The organism is Solibacillus merdavium (assembly GCF_014836935.1).
GTDB classification, from domain to species: Bacteria; Bacillota; Bacilli; order Bacillales_A; family Planococcaceae; genus Solibacillus; species Solibacillus ferritrahens.
In genome coordinates, this window is sequence record NZ_JACSPW010000005.1 from 150,212 (window position 1) to 169,348 (window position 19,137).

General features: G+C 38.4%; 17 protein-coding genes and 1 other annotated feature. Of the genes, 2 read left to right on the forward strand and 15 right to left on the reverse strand.

From position 1 onward, the window contains the following. The first annotated feature begins 27 nt into the window (after positions 1–27). A complete protein-coding gene (locus tag H9632_RS07370) occupies positions 28–1,023 on the forward strand; it encodes an LLM class flavin-dependent oxidoreductase (RefSeq protein WP_191703468.1) in 996 nt (331 codons plus the stop codon). Positions 1,024–1,344: 321 nt separating this feature from the next. Here the strand turns inward: H9632_RS07370 and H9632_RS07375 are convergent, their stop codons facing one another. Beyond that, entirely contained in the window at positions 1,345–2,934 is a 1,590-nt protein-coding gene (locus H9632_RS07375) for a 2-isopropylmalate synthase (protein ID WP_191703469.1), read from the reverse strand. Positions 2,935–3,017: 83 nt separating this feature from the next. Next, positions 3,018–3,249: a binding site (T-box leader), on the reverse strand. A 69-nt stretch (positions 3,250–3,318) separates the two neighbouring features. Further along, positions 3,319–4,302, reverse strand: a complete 984-nt coding sequence (gene guaC, locus H9632_RS07380; protein ID WP_191703470.1) for a GMP reductase — start codon at positions 4,300–4,302, stop codon at positions 3,319–3,321. A 328-nt stretch (positions 4,303–4,630) separates the two neighbouring features. Between guaC and H9632_RS07385 the strand changes: the two genes are divergently transcribed. Further along, the gene (locus tag H9632_RS07385) at positions 4,631–5,431 is read left to right on the forward strand and encodes a class I SAM-dependent methyltransferase (protein WP_191703471.1); all 801 of its coding nucleotides are present in this window, start codon (positions 4,631–4,633) and stop codon (positions 5,429–5,431) included. A 278-nt stretch (positions 5,432–5,709) separates the two neighbouring features. Here H9632_RS07385 and H9632_RS07390 read toward each other — a convergent pair whose 3' ends face one another. The 13 genes from H9632_RS07390 to H9632_RS07450 form a co-directional block, all read right to left on the reverse strand. Then, on the reverse strand, positions 5,710–6,435 hold the full coding sequence (locus H9632_RS07390; RefSeq protein WP_191703472.1) for an SIR2 family NAD-dependent protein deacylase: 726 nt from the start codon (positions 6,433–6,435) through the stop codon (positions 5,710–5,712). Further along, entirely contained in the window at positions 6,432–7,334 is a 903-nt protein-coding gene (locus H9632_RS07395) for an acetamidase/formamidase family protein (RefSeq protein WP_191703473.1), read from the reverse strand. The genes H9632_RS07390 and H9632_RS07395 overlap by 4 nt, the downstream gene beginning before the upstream one ends. Positions 7,335–7,442: 108 nt before the next feature. Next, the gene (locus H9632_RS07400) at positions 7,443–8,570 is read right to left on the reverse strand and encodes a M20 family metallopeptidase (protein WP_191703474.1); all 1,128 of its coding nucleotides are present in this window, start codon (positions 8,568–8,570) and stop codon (positions 7,443–7,445) included. A gap of 54 nt (positions 8,571–8,624) precedes the next feature. Next, positions 8,625–9,536 (reverse strand): DMT family transporter, encoded by a 912-nt coding sequence (locus H9632_RS07405; RefSeq protein ID WP_191703475.1) that lies wholly within the window; start codon positions 9,534–9,536, stop codon positions 8,625–8,627. Between the two features lie 74 nt (positions 9,537–9,610). Then, positions 9,611–9,907 carry a cytosine deaminase gene (locus H9632_RS07410; RefSeq protein WP_191703476.1) on the reverse strand — a complete coding sequence of 99 codons (297 nt, stop codon included), beginning with the start codon at positions 9,905–9,907 and terminating at the stop codon, positions 9,611–9,613. A 209-nt stretch (positions 9,908–10,116) separates the two neighbouring features. Beyond that, entirely contained in the window at positions 10,117–10,497 is a 381-nt protein-coding gene (locus tag H9632_RS07415) for a hypothetical protein (RefSeq protein ID WP_191703477.1), read from the reverse strand. A 10-nt stretch (positions 10,498–10,507) separates the two neighbouring features. Next, positions 10,508–11,437 (reverse strand): alpha/beta hydrolase, encoded by a 930-nt coding sequence (locus tag H9632_RS07420; RefSeq protein WP_191703478.1) that lies wholly within the window; start codon positions 11,435–11,437, stop codon positions 10,508–10,510. 142 nt (positions 11,438–11,579) lie between these two features. Then, complete coding sequence (locus H9632_RS07425; protein WP_225223727.1) at positions 11,580–12,731, reverse strand: toxic anion resistance protein; 1,152 nt, start codon at positions 12,729–12,731, stop codon at positions 11,580–11,582. Between the two features lie 276 nt (positions 12,732–13,007). Beyond that, positions 13,008–14,627, reverse strand: a complete 1,620-nt coding sequence (locus H9632_RS07430; protein ID WP_225223728.1) for an MFS transporter — start codon at positions 14,625–14,627, stop codon at positions 13,008–13,010. Between the two features lie 151 nt (positions 14,628–14,778). Continuing rightward, on the reverse strand, positions 14,779–16,152 hold the full coding sequence (gene argH, locus H9632_RS07435; protein ID WP_191703480.1) for an argininosuccinate lyase: 1,374 nt from the start codon (positions 16,150–16,152) through the stop codon (positions 14,779–14,781). 146 nt (positions 16,153–16,298) lie between these two features. Next, positions 16,299–17,510: an argininosuccinate synthase gene (locus tag H9632_RS07440; protein WP_191703481.1), complete on the reverse strand. Its 1,212-nt coding sequence runs from the start codon at positions 17,508–17,510 to the stop codon at positions 16,299–16,301. A 244-nt stretch (positions 17,511–17,754) separates the two neighbouring features. Continuing rightward, a complete protein-coding gene (locus tag H9632_RS07445; protein WP_191703482.1) occupies positions 17,755–18,501 on the reverse strand; it encodes an SDR family NAD(P)-dependent oxidoreductase in 747 nt (248 codons plus the stop codon). A gap of 51 nt (positions 18,502–18,552) precedes the next feature. Next, entirely contained in the window at positions 18,553–19,002 is a 450-nt protein-coding gene (locus H9632_RS07450; RefSeq protein WP_191703483.1) for an RrF2 family transcriptional regulator, read from the reverse strand. Positions 19,003–19,137: the final 135 nt, after the last annotated feature.

Consider the following 19,137-nt stretch of genomic DNA (forward strand, 5'->3'; position numbering starts at 1 on the left):
TAGTATCGAATAGTTGAGGTGAACTGAATGAAACTTAGTATATTAGATCAAGTACCTATATCCAAAGGGATGTCTTCAACAGAAGCCCTTGCAAATGCAGTAAAACTCGCTCAGCTTGGCGATGAGCTAGGCTATGAGCGAATTTGGTTTGCTGAACATCACAATACAACATCGCTTGCAAGCTCAGCACCTGAAGTAACTGCTGCTTATGTTGCTGCGAAGACTGACCGTATTCGCGTTGGAACAGGCGGCATTATGATGATGCATTATTCTCCATTTAAGGTAGCGGAAGTATTTAAAACATTGGCTGCATTAGCGCCTGGGCGAATTGATTTCGGTGCAGGACGCGCACCTGGTGGGGATATGCCTGCTATGACTGCCCTTGCTAGCGGACGCAGACCCGATTTAACGGAGCAATATGATAAGCTTGAGATTATTTTACGTTTAATGAATGAACAACGGACTGGTGAAGCTGTTTATGATAATGTGGTCGCTGTCCCATTTAAAGTAGAGCTCCCTCAAAGTTGGCTGCTCGGCTCTAGTGGACAAAGTGCGAAACAGGCAGGAGAAGCCGGTGTTGGCTATTCTTTTGCTCAATTTTTCAATGGACAAATGTCGAAATCTATTTTTGATGTCTATCGAAATAGTTTCCAACCTTCATATTTTATGGAACAACCTAATATCATTACGACATATGCTGTCAGTGTTGCCGAAACGACAGAAGAAGCTGAATACTTATCTATGCCAATGCAAATCACCCGGTTGAATTTAATGCGGGGCAAACTGCTGAACGTACTTTCTCCTGAAGAAGCGAATGACTACGCATTAACGGAAATGGATAAAATGATTCTTCAACAAAACCGTCCTCTTATGTTAATCGGTTCAGCAGAGGAAGTTGCCAATCAGATAAAAGAGGAGCAGGAGTATTTCGGCTTTGATGAAGCGATGATTAACTGTAATCTCTATACAATTGACCAACGTTTAAACAGTTATCGTTTGTTGATGGAGCAGTTTAATAAATAAGAACCAACCTGGGACATAACGAAAAATATCCATTTTCTCACAGAGAAAATGGATATTTTTCTTGATTTGCTAGAATTGCTTTTCAATCCGGGGATGCTTTCCACGGGCGTGGCCTGAGCCTGTAGTCTCAGTTGTCGGTGCTCCTGCGATTACTCGTCGCATAAATAATTTCGCTATTCCCGTAGGAAGCTTTGATTGTAGCGAAAGGCGATAGCCGTCAGCTACACTCGCCCCTTTACTCCAATCAATTCATAGAGTATCAGCTTTTTAATAACTCTTACTTTATATAATAAAAAATCCACTTTTTTCCAATAATATATATTATACCGTCGCGATCGTCACTTGAGGCTGCGGTGCTATTCTTGCTACGATGATACTATTAATCGCATTAATATAGGCTAATGCAGAGGCTTTTAGTATGTCTGTATCTGCCGCTTTTGCGATGTATTTTTCACCATTATGCTCGACAATGATTTTTACTTTTCCTAACGCCTCCTGTCCGCGCGATACAGAGCTGATATTGTATTCAATAAGCTTCACTTGAATGCCTGTTACATCCGCAATGGCTGAGTACAGTGCATCAACCGGTCCAGAACCGACTGCGCTTGATTTGAATACATCCTCCCCACGTCGAATTTTCACACTGGCAGAAGGGAATGTCGAATTTGAAATAATCTGCAGATCTTCAATATCATAAAATTGATCTGAGAATGTTTCTTTACTCGGATTATTCTTTTCCGATTTCTCATAGTAATTTTCAACAATGACATATAAATCATGGTCATAAACTTCTTTTTTCGAGTCAGCCAGCTTTAGGAAATCCGCAAATACCCCTTCAAATTCTTCATCGTTAAAATCATTAAACCCTAATTTGGAAAGTGAATTTTTAACAGCGTGACGTCCTGATCTTGCCGTTAATATTAATTCCATATCTTCCAGTCCAACATCTTCCGGATGCACGATTTCATACGCATCACGGGATTTTAACAGACCATCCTGGTGAATACCGGAAGAATGTGCAAATGCATTGTCTCCCGTGATTGCTTTGTTTACTTGCACATCAAGACCCATAAAGCTTGAAACTATGCGGGATGTATTCATAATTTCTTTCGTATTAATATCGGTAAACACATCATAAACATCACCGCGCGTTTTAATGGCCATCACTACTTCTTCCAGCGCAGCATTACCTGCGCGTTCCCCAATACCATTCATCGTTACTTCCACTTTATCCGCGCCATTTTTAATGGCTGCCAATGTATTGGCCGTAGCCATTCCAAGGTCATTATGACAGTGTACAGAAAGTAGTACCGAGTCGTCTAAATTTTTCATGCGGTAATTTAATTTCGCAATCATTTCACCCCACTGTTCCGGTTCTGCATAACCGACTGTATCGGGTACGTTAATCATCGTCGCTCCAGCTTTCATGACGGCTTCAATCGTCTTCCAAAGATACTCAAAATCCGAACGGGATGCATCTTCTGTGGAATATTGAACTTGTGGTAAAAGTGTTTTTGCATATTTCACTGCATCGATACCAATTTGCAGAATTTGATCTTTTGATTTACTGAATTTCTTTTCTACGTGTATGTCCGATGTGCCAAGCACCATATGAATCATCGGATTGTGTGCATATTTCACCGCATTGTATACCGAATCAATATCATCTTTTACAGCCCGTGCCAATGCAGTAATCATGATGTCTGAACTGTTTCCTACTTTTTTTGCAACTGCCTGTACTGCATCAAAATCGCCTTGTGAAGATGCTGGGAAACCGGCTTCAATAATATCAACACCAAGCTTTTTTAATTGCTGGGCAATCTCAACTTTTTCGTATAAATTCAGTTTAGCCCCAGGCACTTGCTCGCCATCACGTAATGTCGTATCAAAAACCCAAATTTTTCTGCTCATTTTCATTTCCCCTTTTCATCTTTTATTCATTTCAATGCAACAAACAGGAGCTCAAAATAAAAAACCCCGCCTCTATCCACTACGATAGAGACGAGGTTGAACTCGCGGTACCACTCTAAATTGAACGCTCATTGCTGAAACGTTCCACTTAACGACAATTGATGTCTAGTCTTTTAACGGTGACTGCCGACTTCCCTACTCATTTTCAGGTCGTAGCTCATGGACGAGTTCAATAGTTGTATCTGCCAGTTTCCACCACACACTGGCTCTCTAAAAGTATACAGGCTATTTACTATTTCCATTCATTGCTTAACTATTGTCTTGAAATGTAGTTTAACGACAATTTCCAAAGAAGTCAATAGTTATCTGAAAATTTAATTAATATTAAATGCGATCGCCATTGAAAATTGAGTTTTTTACTACTGCATAATCAACCGTGCGAATCGCCGCCAATGTTTTACCGCCTGAATAAGAGATGGAAGACTGCAGATCCTGCTCCATTTCTGTTAATGTATCAAAAATAGACCCTTTAGAATCGACATACATTTTCTTGCCTTCTACATTTTTGCGCTCACCTTTTTGGAACTCCGATGCCGAACCGAAATATTCTTTCATTTGCTTGCCATCAATTTCAACCGTTTGACCTGGTGATTCCTCATGACCTGCAAACAGTGAACCAATCATAACCATTGATGCACCGAAACGTATCGATTTTGCAATATCACCATGTGTACGAATTCCGCCGTCAGCAATAATTGGCTTCGTAGCAGCTTTTGAACACCAACGAAGTGCGGCTAATTGCCAGCCACCTGTACCAAATCCTGTTTTAATCTTAGTAATACAAACTTTACCTGGTCCAATACCTACCTTAGTAGCATCCGCGCCTGCATTTTCAAGCTCACGAACAGCTTCAGGCGTCCCAACATTTCCTGCAATAACAAAGCTATTCGGTAAATGCTTTTTAATATGTCCAATCATTTCGATTACTTGATTTGAATGACCATGGGCAATATCAATTGTAATGTATTCCGGTACAAGCTGGGCATCTTTCAATTCTTCAATAAATGTATATTCTTCATCTTTTACGCCAACCGAAATCGAAGCAATATAGCCCTGCTTCTGCATGCTGCGAATAAATTCTGCACGCTTTTCCGGCTGGAAGCGGTGCATTATGTAAAAATAACCTTCAGCAGCAAGCTTCTCAGCTAATGATTCATCAATAATCGTCTGCATATTTGCAGGTACAACTGGAATTTTAAATGTATGGTTTCCTAATGTAATAGCAGTATCACACTCTGTGCGACTTTTTACTATACACTTTGCTGGTATTAATTGAATATCCTCATAATCGAAAACTGTATCTACCATTTTCAACACTCCTAAACACGAACATTTTTATTTGTTTTTACATAATCATTCGTCATTTGTTACTTTACAAAATAATGAAAGCGATGTCAACTAAAAACGAATTATTTTTTAATGTTTATCAGAATTGTTCGGTTTTATGTCTTTTTCCCCTGATTTTTATACTTTCTTCAAATAAACATTGCTCCAATAGACAGGAAAATGATTTAATGAACAGAGGAAAAGGAGTCGATGAATTGATGGTAGTCAAGTTTATGAAAGTTAACGTAGTTCAATATTGAGCTTTCAACTAATAGCTCAATATCATTAAAGATAATTGGAGCTGGAAAAAATGGAACATATACTAAACTGCATGAAAATTATTGGAGACGATACAATTCAACGGACTCAATTAACGCATCGTCTTGAACTTGTACGAGCTTTTCAATTGGAAAAAGGTATGAGGATATTAGAAATCGGATGTGGTCAAGGGGATACAACCGTTGTACTTGCTGATGCCGTTGGACCTGCCGGGCAAGTTACAGCCATTGATATTGCAACTAAAGAATACGGTGCGCCCATTACATTAGGAGAAGCATCGGAAACGATCGCAAAATCTCCTCTAGGACAGATTATCGATTTTTATTACGAAACAGATTTTCTACAGTTTCATATTGAAGAACAATTTGATGTCGTTGTTTTATCTCATTGTTCTTGGTATTTTCAAAGTACTGAAATATTGGAAGCTTACATGCAGAAAATACGGACTGTAGCGAAACGAGTATGTTTTGCGGAGTGGGACATTGATTATACGATGCCTAGTCAGCGGGCACATTTCTGCGCAGCAAATATTTTAGCATTATATACAGCGTTTATTGAAGATGATGGCAATATCCAGAATCTATTTCATAAATCACATATCAAAAAAATACTAGAAAGTACAGAGTTCACGATTACGAATGAACAGATGGTTGATGCGAGCTACTTGCAAGATGGTCAATGGGAAGTGGATTATAGCAATTACCTTCTCAATGAATTCCCGCAAGTTCCTGCCAAAATTCAAACATTAGTAGAAAGCTTTGCTTACTTAATGAATGAACAGCAAGAAGCTGTTTTGTCATTAAATAGCTTTGTATTATGTGCAGATGCTTAATCTAGATTTATAAAAATATAGAGGTTGAGGCAAAACCAATAATGCCATTTTTCTCTGAGAGAAAAACGGCATTATTTTGCTATGTGTAAAAATTGATTTCCATTCCGGGACGCTTTCCGCGGGCACGGCCTGAGCCTGTAGTCTCAGGCGTCGTGCTGTTCCCGCTGGAGTCGCCCTCCATTCCAATCAATTTTATAAAATATCCGTTTCTTAATAAGAGGCTTCTCCATTAAATTTCTACTTCTGTTCCACCCTCTTCAAATATTACAAGCCTGTTTTTACCCCTTCCAATAACCTTCCAACGCTTGATCCAATTCCGCTAAAATTTCGCCCGCTGTACCTTCCAATACTAAATCAAACTGTCCACTGTCAGAGGATTGATCCAGATTAATATACACAAGCCTTCCTTTAGCCATCTGCGGTAACTGATTAACAGGGTATACCTCTAAGCTTGTCCCTATTACAATGACTAGCTTGGCATTTTGAATTTCGTTTAATGAGCGATTCCATGCCTCCATCGGCAATGTTTCCCCAAACAACACAACATTCGGACGCAATTTACCTGAGCAATATGTGCAAATCGCATTATTTAAAAACTGCTCTTTAGCATGTGGCTTGTTGCACTTTTGGCAACGTGCCGTCATAATATTTCCGTGCAGTTCCGCTACTTTTTTACTCCCCGCTTGCTGATGGAGCTGGTCAACATTTTGTGTAGCAATTAATGAAATAAGAGCGCGCTTTTCCAAATCCGCTAAAATGTGATGTCCTTTATGCGGGGAACACTCTCTCAGCGCCTGAATCCTCATTTGGTAAAATTCCCGAAATAATGTGTAATTTTTTTGGAGGCTATCTGTTGTTGCGACTGTACGAGGGTCAATATTTTGCCACCACCCCGATTGGGAACGGAAATCCGGTATACCCGACTCCGTAGACATTCCAGCTCCAGTCAGCACCACTGTACTATTCGATTGCTTCATCCACTGCGCCAATAATTCTACAGTCATAGCCATTCCTCAGTATTAAGCGATGCTAAATAACGGATCGGCAACTCCATACGCGCCGTTTTATTTGGGTCCACTATTTGACTAATTTTTAAATTACCTGCTAATGATAGTAAATGGATCGCTTCATCTTTTTTCAATGAAGTATACGCCAAGACAGCCTTCACCATATTTTTTGTTGCATCGACTGCTGCTTCATCCAGTGTGTGCTTAGATGCGATTGTCGATAAATGCCCGTCTCGAATTAAAAACGGCGTCGGAACTGGACAGTTTTTTAACACACGCACACGGACCGTTACTTCTGCCGGCACTTCTCCACCACAAACCGACACTTCTCCATCTCCCATTGCCGCATGGCAGTCTCCAAGGGCCAACAATGCCCCCTCTACATAGACAGGTAAATACAGTGTCGTGCCTTCCGTAATAGCTGTCGTATCCATATTCCCGCCATGTACATCAGGAACACCGCAACTGATTGCTTCGCCAATAGGTGCTGTACCGATAACACCAATCATTTTGTTTAAAGGAATCTCTATATTTTCCGTAAATTTAATTAGATTATTCTGAATCTTCACCTGTTTAATCGTCATTTCCGTTAATTCATCACCTAGAACACCGAGTTCAGGTCCCGTCATTAATGTAACGGTATCACCAATATCAATTTTTTCAATGAATACCTCTAGCACATCACCAGGCATTGCCTCATTTACATAGACCGGGCCGGTTGCGGGGTTAATTTGATTCCAGTCCAATTTACTTACAGACTGCGTTTCACTTTGTATTTGATTTGTAAAGCAGTCATAAGTTTCGAACACGATACGGTCGCCATTGTTAACAGTCATAGCGGGCTCATTGTTTTTATCCATTGCATAAATTGCCTGTTCTTTTTTTATATAATGCATGAATACCCTCCTTTACTCGTATAAAAAAAGCAAAAGCTTATAGTGTATAAACTTCTGCATCTATTCATAGCTTATCAAATTCGCTTATTACAAACTACATATTTCCAATCATTCATTTACTACTTCCAGTAAAGTGTTTGTTAACAGTGCAAACCGTTCAACAATCTTGTCCTTAATAATATGTTCATGTTCTGCATGAATGCCATCACCGACAAGTCCGAGACCGTCTAATGTCGGGGTATGAACCGATGTGAAGTTGCCATCACTTGCTCCGCCGACTTCTGCGTCCTCTACTTCAAATCCTAGTTCCTCTGCCTCACCTTGCGCAATTTCAAAAAGCTCTTCACTTTCCTTATCCCGTTCCATTGGCGGACGATTAATGCCCCCGTCGATATCGATCTGTGTGCGGCTATTATAAGGCTCTAATTTTTCGAAGTAATCGTCTATTCTTTCCTGTTCGGATTTTGTAACCGATCGAACGTCCACTCCAAGATGTGCCTCATCCGGAATGACATTTAATTTCCCTCCGCCCTGTACCATTCCGACATTTAATGTCGTTCCTTTTTCGAAATCGTTTAATGCCTCAATATTTAAAATTTGCCGTGCAGCCTCTGTAATTGCACTAACCCCATCACGAGGATTATTCCCTGCATGCGATGCGAGTCCTTTTATATTAATTAAATATCGGGATGTCCCTTTACGTGCAATTTTCAATTCGCCTGACACAGCAACAGCCGGCTCTAAAACAAATGCCGCAACGGACTTTTTAGCCTCTTCTTCAATTAAGGCTCTTGAAGTAGGACTGCCGATTTCCTCATCACTGTTCAGAAAAAATACAACCCGGCGTTTTAACGGGAAATTCATTTTTTGAACATATTTGAAAAACCAGATGGCGCTTACTAAACCAGATTTCATATCGAGAATACCAGGTCCGAAAATCTTATCATCCTCTTCTCGGTATGGTAAGGAGCCCGCATCCCATACAGTATCATAATGACCAATCATTAAGACTTGTTCTGTCCCTTCGCCTATTTCAAAACGCAAATGATTCCCATTATGCTCCATCGCAAATTCAGTCGCTTTAATATGAAAATATTTAAAAAATTTCGACTGGATCACTTCCTTGCAAATATCTAAAAGCTCTTTGTTTTGAGAGGGAGAATCTGCCAATACTAAGCGTTTAATATCATCCTTAATATCCTGTTCGTGCAGGCTAAAATAGTCCTTCGCTTCCATAAATACACCTCACATTTCCTTACCTATACCCAAAAATGCCTAAGCGTTATACACTTAGACATTCGTGGATGATGATTTTTTTGTCCCCGCAATGGATAAATAAGTAATAAATAGGAGCATTAATAAAATTCCGAAATACTGCCATTTATATAATGTAGAACCAAGCCAAACAACGGAAATTGCCATCGTTGTTAAAGGCTCGAAACTGGATAAAATACTCGTTTCAACAGGTGTTATGTATTTTAGACTTGTTAAAAATAAAATATAGGCTAACGACCCAAAAATACTCATGGAAATAATCAGTAAAACGATATTAGGATCCAATAATAAACCCCATTCATCACTTTTCCAAAGCTGTGCCTTTACGGTAAAAATTAGACCGCTCACAATCATTCCCCATCCAATAATGACAATAACGCCAACTTCAGCCATTAACCTCGCTGGATACAGTGTATAAAATGCATACGTAAAGCCTAAAAACAACCCCCATATCAGCGCTTCACCACTAACAAGCAAATTCGACACAGAACCGTTTGTAAGCAGTAAGAATAAGCCAAATAATGTACCCGTTATGCCGATTACCTGGCTTCGTGCAGGGAATGCTTTAAATATAATTGAGGTATACACAATAATGAAAATAGGGGCTAAAAATTGTAGCAACGTAGCAATAATCGCATTGCTCACTTCAATGGATTTGACGAAAGTATATTGTAACCCCGCCATCCCCACTAAACTAAAAATGATTAGCTGAGTTGACCAGTATTTACTTTTCCATATCGAAAAAATCGATTTTTTTTGCATAGCTATAATACTTAAAATAAAAATGCCGGCAATTATTAAACGAATGGCCAGCATAAAATCAGCAGTCATGGCCGTTTCATCCAGCATCCATTCCATCATCGGACCTGTTGCTCCCCAAAACATTGATCCGAAAATAATCATAGCTATGCCTTTCAATCGTTCCAAAATAAAACCTTCTTTCCTTAAACGTTGCATAAGGAAATTTTATCATTATAAAAGTTATATGAATATAAGATTTATTATTTAATTAGCTCAATCCAGCCGCTTTCCTTGATTGTAACTCGGGGTGAATAGTATTTTGGGGGTTCATAGGAAAATACAGTTTTTTCATAGTCGTCTTTTACGACAAATACATTTAAAAATTGAATTTCATTTATTAATTTCCGAATATGCATTTTATCTACTAATTCCGTTTTTTCATTCAATAAAATAAGCAGCTCATTTTTTATACTTAATACGTCCCTCTCATTTGCTCTACGTATTACACTTTTTGACATTTTTAGAAACTCATCAATTTTCATTAAATTTAATTCCATTTTTGTCTTCCTTTCCGTCAAGCCGATACTTGCTGTTTTTAAAATTTTAGCTTCTTAAAGTATTGAGTAATTTATTATGTTATTTACCCAATTTCACCAAATTAACCCCTTATTAAACAAGTTCAGAAAATTAAAAAAAGGGTATAACAAAAGTCCAAAAACCTTTATTATACCCTTACACTACTCGACTATTTACTAGTCTATATCTATTAAATTTTATAAAAATATTTATTAAAAATAATATGGATTCCACAAAATAAAGCAGCTCCTATTGCACCGATTACGGAGAAACGAAACAAATCGGCTCCTTCAAAAAGATAAATCGCATATGGCATAGTAAAAGTAGCACCTATGATGATATAACTAAACCATTTCATTTTCAGCGAACGAATAAACTTTTCAAAAACGAACGATGTCATTACACCCACGAGCAAAAACATCGGTGCGCTTAACACGATAAAGGTTAATATTAGCGTGCTAAATGATAAATCTTTTTCTGAAGCTGTAAAATAATTGACAACCGCCAATGCAAAGCTAAATAAAAATGTTGTAATGAGTGCAATAGTAAATTTGCGACTTAAAGCTTGCACAATATTCCCCCTATAAATCATTCAAAAAGGCTTCTATATGTTGAATTGTACAGGCAATTTCTTCATGAAAAACATGATTTTGTGTGAAATAACTATGAACAATTCCTTCCATTATAATGCTTTTCGTAGGCGTTCCCATTACTGATAACTTCTCACCAAATAGTAAAGCTTCATCTCGAAGAACATCATACTCAGCAGCAAAAATTAAAGTCTCCGGAAAGTTTGAAAAGTCCTTTAATAGCAATGGTGCAGCAAGTGGATTTTGAGCATCATGACTAGATGAAATATAATAACGGCTAAACCATTGCATTACATCTTTATCAAGACCAAATCCTTTCTCAAACAGTTTATAGGAGTTCGAATGAAAGCTCAAGTCAGTAACAGGATATAATAAAATTTGTGCATGAATCGGCTGAAGCTCGCTAGATTGTGAAACTAATTGACAAACCGCAATTGCTAAATTTCCCCCAGCGCTATCCCCTGCTACCGAGATTTTCCGCGCATTGCCATTGAAAGATTCAGCGTGCTGCACCACCCATAAATAACTATCAAATGAGTCATAGACAGGTATCGGAAATGGATGCTCAGGTGCCAATCGATATTCGACTGATACGACAATCTGACCAGTAGTAAAAGCTAAGCGTGAACAACTTTCATGACACGTACTCAAGTCATTTAAAACCCACCCGCCGCCATGGTAATACATTATGATATTAAATGGCCCGTTTCCATGAGGTGTGTAAATACGAATGCCAATTTCTGCACCATCACGCATAGAGATAGAGCGATCTTCAATCTTTGCTAAATCGGCAAGTTTCGCTTCTTTCTTCGGCAATTTAGCGCGTATTTCTCTCGCTTCTTTGTACGTAAGGGATGCTAAAGAAGGTATTTCATTAAGTTGATTCAAATATTGTTTCGTATGTTCATATAAGGCATTCATTTTATCCCATCTCCAATCCTTTTATTCCGATAAACTTACTATGTTATAAGAATAAACTAAATTGTAACATTTTGCAAAGGGCGGTGATAAAAAAAATCGGTTACTTTGCTTGCCAGCAAAATAACCGATTTCCAAATACTTTTTAAAGCGTTTTTAATTTTTCATATTCAAGTTGCAGCTGCTCGATTCTTTTACGGCCCTCTTCACGATTTCGGACTGTTTCTGCCTGAATTTGCTTCGTTTCTTCAATTCCGGCAATAATTGTACGCCAAGTTGTTTCGATTGTTTCCACTTTAATGCTTGGACTTCCAGCTTGTCGGGCAATGTTCACTGAATTTTGACGAACATTTTCTGCATTCCGTACAAGCATCTCATTTGTACGGCGGTCTAATTCAGCCATGGAATCAGATACGAGCTTTTGACGCTGCATTGTAACAGCATGAATGAGCCCTTGCTTAAAAATTGGAATCGTTGTAACAAATGCCGAGTTGATTTTCCCGATCAGATGATTATTGCCTTGCTGCATCAAGCGGATCTGTGGAGCGGACTGGAACGATACTTGCTGAGCCATTTCCAAATCATAGACACGCTGCTCTAACAGCTCAATTCCACGTGTAATCGTCTCAAGCTCCATAATAGCTTCATGATCCCCTGCATCCGCTTTAGCCGATAAAGCGGGTACTTGTTGACGCAAATCATTTACCTTTATATCAATTGCAGCAATATGCTCACTTAAAGAATGGAAATAATTTAAGTTTTCATCATACATTTGCTCGAGTTGAATTGTATTTCTTTTCATTTCAACTTCGTATTTTTGAATTTCGTTGTAGACAACATCCACTTCTTTATTCATCGAATCGTATTTTGACAGGATGCGTTCCAGCTGCTCTTTACTTTTTGAAAACAGTTTTTTTAGGAAGCCTTTTTTCTGTTCTTCCTGGAAATCCTGTGGGTCAAAGCGGTCCATAATTTTATTTAAATTATTCAGTAATGTCGTTGATTTTTCTAAATTGCTTTGTTTAATCGTTGCAAGCATACGGTCCGAAAACTTAGAAATGCCCTGTGCTGTTTCTTTCCCAAATTCCAACACCGCAATTTGATTTTTTACATCAATTTTCTGAGCCAGCTGCTGAACTTGCGGCTGTTGTTTTAAATGCTCCTGACGCTGGCGAATCTGTGAAAGCTCCTGTTCGGATACAAGCTGTTTTTGCGGTTGTTCCACTAAATCCGTCGTTTGCGTTGTGTCCTGCTCTGTACGCTTATTTAAATCTTCAAATAATGGATTTTCGTTCATCGTTAACTCCCCCGTTCTATGTACTATTAGTATTTACGTCAAAACAAGTGAAAAGTTTCATCCTCTTACTGGTAATTATAACTGAAACGAACTTTTATTATCTATAATTTATCAGTGATTTTAGCACCCCTACTTAAAATGACGAAAAAAATGCCCTTTTATACAAAAAGGACATTTTTTCAAGTCTACTATTGGGGGAGAGACTTCACACCCATACAGGCTTTGCATGAGTCTATAATTAAATTACCCTAAAGTCATTAATGTAAACCAATTATTTTAATGTTGTAAAGATTTATTTCGTATCGGCTTTAAAATTAGACCCGTCACAAAAATGCATATTGCGATAACAACAGCCGAATAAAACAATCCACTATAACCGCTCTGCGCAGCCATTGTAGTCACTTCATTCACCGAGTTCAAAACAGCATTCTTTAATGCGGGATCCTGAATATTTTGTACAATGCCCATCATCTGCTGTTCAGAAAACTCTGCACTACCTGCAAACTGGCTACCAATTTGCGCAAGCTCGGCTGTCGCTTCCTCGGTTAAATTGGCTTGTTGAACATTATTTTGTAAAATCGATTGGAAATCTGTTTTAAAGATTGTTGGGATTTCACTAAACCCTCGTGCAATGAAGCCTGCATAGATCGTTGGAGCAATTGTCATCCCGATCGTACGGATTAATGATAACGAGGCAAGTGCAGTCCCTTTATTTGTTTGCAATTTCTCAGTCGCCAAAATATTTAAAGGTGCACCTAATAGAACCCCCATACCTACACCGCCAATGATCGATGCGATGACAAACTGCCATTTTGCATCAATCCATGCCGGGAACAGGAAAAACCCTATTGCAGCAACAATTCCTGAAAATAATACAGCTAAAATCGGACCGCGTTTATCGACTAATATACCACCAACTGCCGCTCCAATACCTGCTGCTATTGCGAGTGGTGTCATCCAATAACCGGCATGCTCGGATTTAATGCCCATAACCTGCTCTGAGAATGCGGGAATGAAGATCATCGCAGCAAGCATTGCTCCAGATAAAAGCCCAAGTAATAATGTTAGTAAATACGTTGGCTGACGCATTAATGACACCGGTAATATCGGGTCGCCACCCTTTCGTTCCAAGCGGGTTTCATAGAAATAAAGAATAATTAATATAATAATTCCAGCTAATAAAAACGGATATACGTCTGTCGCCAATAACGATTTAAAGAAATTAAGCCCTGTAATATTTGTTAACCCGTACATGATTCCTAAAATAGCAATCGATAATAGCACGGTGCCTGTCATATCGAGCTTTCCAGGTGTAGGATCTTTAATTTCCTCTAGCTTTGTGATGCCCATAATGACAAGGAATACAGCTATCGGAACATTGATTAAAAATAACCAGTGCCAGCTACCTGTTAAATCCAAAATAACACTTCCGATATTCGGACCTAAAACGGCAGCAATACCATTCATCCCGCCAAGCATACCGAGAGCTTTCCCTTGTTTTTCAGCAGGCAATGTACTAACAACATAAGAGGTACCGATAATGAAAATACCACCGCCGCCCATAGCCTGAATAAACCGGGCAATTAAATAAAATGTAAAGTTAGGACTAAGCGCTACAAGTAACGAACCGAGACCAAATAGTGCAATCTCCACGATAAATAACTTTTTCCGACCGTAACGATCTGAAAGCTTACCTACAATTGGTACACTAATTGCCAATCCGAGTGTATATAACGTTATCCCCCATGCTCCCCAGTTTGCTTCCACATTGAAAGACTGATTAATTGTCGTTAAAGCCGCGCTAATTATTCCATTATCAAGAGCGGCCATAAAAACACCTATGGCAAACAACGTAATTGCCCAGGTTTGAGAAGATTTAGAATTGGTCACTTTCATTCACCTTTCTTGTTAAGATGACTAATATTATAACTCAAAAAAAACCTACTTTCTAAAAAAAACTTAATGTAGGCAAAAGATTTAAATTGAGAGCTGGAGATAGCAAAAAGATGCTCCATAATTTTTATGATTACAGAGCATCTTTTATGCATTATTTTAAGTGTGTTTTAGCAATTTCAATTTGATTGGCAACTTGCTCAAAGCCTGTGCCACCAAGTGAATTACGACGACGTACTGCTGCTTCTGGAGCTAGCACTTCATAAATATCCTCTTCTATTAAAGCAGATTCCTTTTGCATTTCAGTTAAAGGTAAATCTAATAGATAAATCCCTTGTTGGATGCATGTAAATACGAGTTTACCAGTTACTTCATGCGCTTCACGGAATGGCATCCCTTTTGTCGCTAAGTAATCAGCCAGCTCTGTCGCATTGGAGAAGTCTGAATGAACTGCACTATGAAGACGTGGTTTATTCACGACCATTGTGCGTACCATTCCTTCAAATATTTTAAGAGAGCCAAGTACCGTTTCCATCGTATCAAACATGCCTTCTTTATCTTCCTGCATATCTTTGTTGTACGTTAATGGCGTTCCTTTTAAAACCGTTAAAAGACCGACTAAATTACCGAATGCACGTCCTGCTTTACCACGAATCAGTTCTGCCATATCCGGATTTTTCTTTTGAGGCATAATGGATGAGCCTGTTGAAAACGCATCATCCAGCTCAATGAATTTAAATTCATCTGTTGACCAAATAATAATTTCCTCAGCAAAACGAGATAAGTGTGTCATTAATAATGCCGAATTCGATAAAAACTCCACGATGAAATCACGGTCACTTACCGCATCCATTGAGTTGGCATAAACTTGAGAAAAACCTAGTAGTTCCGCTGATTTAAGACGATCAATCGGGAAAGTCGTTCCTGCCATCGCACCGGCACCTAAAGGCAAAATATCAATGCGCTTCATCGATTCGATAAAGCGTTCTTTATCACGCTCTAATTGCCAGAAGTATACCATTAAATGATGAGCAAAGCTTATCGGCTGTGCACGCTGTAAATGCGTATAGCCAGGTGCGATTGTCTCGATATTGTCTTCGGCTTGCGCAATGATTGTTTTTTGGAAATTCTCAATTAATCCAACAACTTCAGGTACACGTTTCTTTAAAAACAAATGCATATCTGTTGCAACTTGGTCATTTCGAGAACGCCCAGTATGTAGTTTTCCTCCTACTGGTCCAATTAAATCGATTAGCATTTTTTCTAAATTCAAATGGATATCTTCATTCGCAACTAAGAATTCCAATTCGCCAGCTTCTGCTTTTACTTTTAATTGTGCTAAACCGGCCAAAATTTTCGTTACATCTTCAGCAGGTAAAATATTTTGTGCACCGAGCATTGTTACATGTGCTACAGAACCTTCAATATCTTCCAATACTAATTGCTGATCAAAGCCAATTGATGCTCCGAACTCGTCTACCCAGCTTTCCGCTGACTTTTGGAAACGTCCGCCCCATAATTTTGCCATAATGATTTCTCTCCTTATCCGTTTTGCCTCGATATCATTGTATTTAATAGAGGCTTTAACCTCCGATATGAGCAATAGCTCTTATTAATTGAAGTTAAAAGAAGAAGCGACTCGGGAACCGAATCGCTCACTTCAATATATTTTGATTATTTTACTGTTTGTTTCGTATTTTTTGCAATTTCAGAAGCAACAACAGTTGGCATACCCCATAGTTCGATGAAGCCAACAGCCGATGCATGGTTGAATTTATCGTGCTTAGAATACGTAGCTAATTCTTCAGAGTATAAAGAATTTGCTGATTTACGGCCTTCAACAATTGCATGGCCTTTGTATAATTTCACACGTACTGTACCATTTACGTACTTTTGCGTTTCCTTCAAGAATGCTACCAACGCTGTACGGATCGGGTTGAACCAAAGACCGTTATAAATGATTTCTGATAATTTATGTTCAATGATTGGCTTAAAATGTGCAAGCTCTTTTACTAATGTGATATCTTCCAACTCTTTATGCGCAGTAAGTAACACTTTTGCACCTGGAATTTCGTATACTTCACGAGATTTAATACCAACTAAACGGTTTTCAACGTGGTCAATACGGCCAACACCATGTTTACCTGCAACTTTATTTAATTCTTCAATTAAATCCGCTAGTTTCATTTCTTTACCATTAATAGAAACTGGTTTACCTTCAACGAACTCAATTTCCACATATTCTGCAGTATCCGGCGCATTTTCTACCGATACTGTTAAGCCATATGCTTCTTCAGGTGGTGCTACCCAAGGATCTTCCATTACGCCTGCTTCGTTGGCACGACCCCATAAGTTTTGGTCGATTGAGAATGGTGAATCGATTGTTGCCGGGATTGGCACACCATGTTTTGCAGCGTATTCGATTTCCTCATCACGGCTCCAGCCCCACTCACGTACAGGTGCTAAAACTTCTAAATCAGGATTTAACGCTTTAATCGATACTTCAAAACGTACTTGGTCATTCCCTTTACCTGTACAACCGTGTGCAACAGCGTCTGCGTTTGTTTCAGTTGCAATTTCAACTAATTTTTTAGAAATTAATGGACGAGATAATGCAGATACTAATGGATATTTTTGCTCGTACCATGTATGACCTTGTAATGAGATTAGTGCATATTCTTCCGCAAATTCATCTTTTGCATCAATCATATATGATTCAACAGCACCCACTTGAAGTGCCTTGTTTTTAATAAATTCAAGATCTTTTCCTTCACCTACATCTAGGCATACTGCAATTACGTCCCAACCTTGTTCTTTTAACCATGGAATTGCTACTGATGTATCAAGACCACCTGAGTATGCTAATACGACTTTCTTGTTTGCCATGTTAATTGCCTCCAAATGATGTATGTTTATACAATGTAATAAAAGTTTATACACGAATAGTACCATGTTATAAAAATAAACGCAACTGCATTTATATAAAATTTTAGAGTTTTTTGTACTATCAAAAAACATTTATTTTCATGGTTTCAGTACTTACTCGTTTTTGCATAAAAATGCTAATATTTGCATGAATTTAAAAAGTGAATTCTATAAAAATACATTCAATAGAATTCACATAACTTCCTTATTTCTTATTAAAAAATCCTTTTCCTAATAATTCGACGAGTACAGGTGCTACTGCATACAGCTTACTCGTTACCCCCATGATACGAGGTAAGTTCACTTCACGTGGTTTTTTCTCAATGGCACGCACTATTTCAAAAGCAACCTTTTCCGGTTGAATTAAAAACTTCTCAATTGCATCACGGTAAACGTTGGATGCATCCGCTTTTTGAAGAAAAGGCGTATCAATTGGACCAGGATAAATTCCTGTAACAAATATGTTGTGATCGCTAAGCTCCAATCGAAGGCCATTCACAAAACCTGTTATTGCATGTTTACTCGCTGCATATACACTCGCTTTTGTTGTTGCAACCTTCCCTGCCTGCGAACCAACAAATATAAAATGACCGCTGTTTTTTTCAATCATGACAGGTGCCAATCTTTTCGTTAAATGGATAGGTGCACGCACATTGACATCGAGCATTGTATCGATTTCCTGATCGGATAGATTCACCGCGCTCTCAAAATAGCCCAGTCCCGCATTTAATATCGCTACATCTATCGCCGGTAATTTGGATATTACATAATCTATATCAGTAGGAATCCGTAAATCCGCTTTAAATGCGATTGCCCCGATACTTTCCAAATATTTTAATGCACTTTCGTTTCGTCCGGTTGCATAGACCGTATGCCCCGCCTTTACAAGCATTTCCGTCGTAATTCGTCCGATGCCGCTTGTAGCACCCGTTATAAAGATTGTTTTTTTCATAATTTCCCCTTTTTTACCATTGTTTTTTTATATTAAAAAACTAGTAAACAGTTATTTACTAGTTTCGTTTATACCAAATAATTCACTTAAAATGTCTGTCGATACGAGAACATCTGCCAATGTATAGGAATCAAGTACAGCTAAATAAGCTTTTAATGCTTCAGCCAATGCAAATTTCAACCTACACTCGGGTGATATTTTGCAAAGATTGCTTTCAGGATTAAAACATTCAACTATGTGGAAATCCTCTTCCGTTTTACGGACAACCTCACCGATATTAATTTGTGCCGGATCTAGTGCCAGACGGATCCCGCCTCCGCGTCCACGTATTGTTTCAATATATCCGTGCTGTCCTAAATCATAAGTAACTTTCATTAAATGATTTTTGGAAATTTGATACGCATCTGCAATTTCCTGGATTGTCACTAAATGTTCTCTACCACGTACACCTAAATACATGAGCGTACGTAAAGAATAATCTGTATATACTGTTAAGCGCACGCTGTTCACCATCTTTCTTCACTTTCAGTATAACATTTTATAAGGTTTGGTCGACTAGAACGACTTAATTTTAAAAGATGTATTTTAGATATATGTTTGTGACAGATTTGTTAAAGATGTATTTTTCATATTGCT

Coding starts and splice junctions, on each gene's coding strand:
- H9632_RS07370 (WP_191703468.1), top strand. CDS start 28: ATGAAACTTAGTATATTAGATCAAGTACCTATATCCAAAGGGATGTCT.
- H9632_RS07375 (WP_191703469.1), bottom strand. CDS start 2,934: ATGAGCAGAAAAATTTGGGTTTTTGATACGACATTACGTGATGGCGAG.
- guaC (WP_191703470.1), bottom strand. CDS start 4,302: ATGGTAGATACAGTTTTCGATTATGAGGATATTCAATTAATACCAGCA.
- H9632_RS07385 (WP_191703471.1), top strand. CDS start 4,631: ATGGAACATATACTAAACTGCATGAAAATTATTGGAGACGATACAATT.
- H9632_RS07390 (WP_191703472.1), bottom strand. CDS start 6,435: ATGACTGTAGAATTATTGGCGCAGTGGATGAAGCAATCGAATAGTACA.
- H9632_RS07395 (WP_191703473.1), bottom strand. CDS start 7,334: ATGCATTATATAAAAAAAGAACAGGCAATTTATGCAATGGATAAAAAC.
- H9632_RS07400 (WP_191703474.1), bottom strand. CDS start 8,570: ATGGAAGCGAAGGACTATTTTAGCCTGCACGAACAGGATATTAAGGAT.
- H9632_RS07410 (WP_191703476.1), bottom strand. CDS start 9,907: ATGGAATTAAATTTAATGAAAATTGATGAGTTTCTAAAAATGTCAAAA.
- H9632_RS07420 (WP_191703478.1), bottom strand. CDS start 11,437: ATGAATGCCTTATATGAACATACGAAACAATATTTGAATCAACTTAAT.
- H9632_RS07425 (WP_225223727.1), bottom strand. CDS start 12,731: ATGAACGAAAATCCATTATTTGAAGATTTAAATAAGCGTACAGAGCAG.
- H9632_RS07430 (WP_225223728.1), bottom strand. CDS start 14,627: ATGAAAGTGACCAATTCTAAATCTTCTCAAACCTGGGCAATTACGTTG.
- argH (WP_191703480.1), bottom strand. CDS start 16,152: ATGGCAAAATTATGGGGCGGACGTTTCCAAAAGTCAGCGGAAAGCTGG.
- H9632_RS07440 (WP_191703481.1), bottom strand. CDS start 17,510: ATGGCAAACAAGAAAGTCGTATTAGCATACTCAGGTGGTCTTGATACA.
- H9632_RS07445 (WP_191703482.1), bottom strand. CDS start 18,501: ATGAAAAAAACAATCTTTATAACGGGTGCTACAAGCGGCATCGGACGA.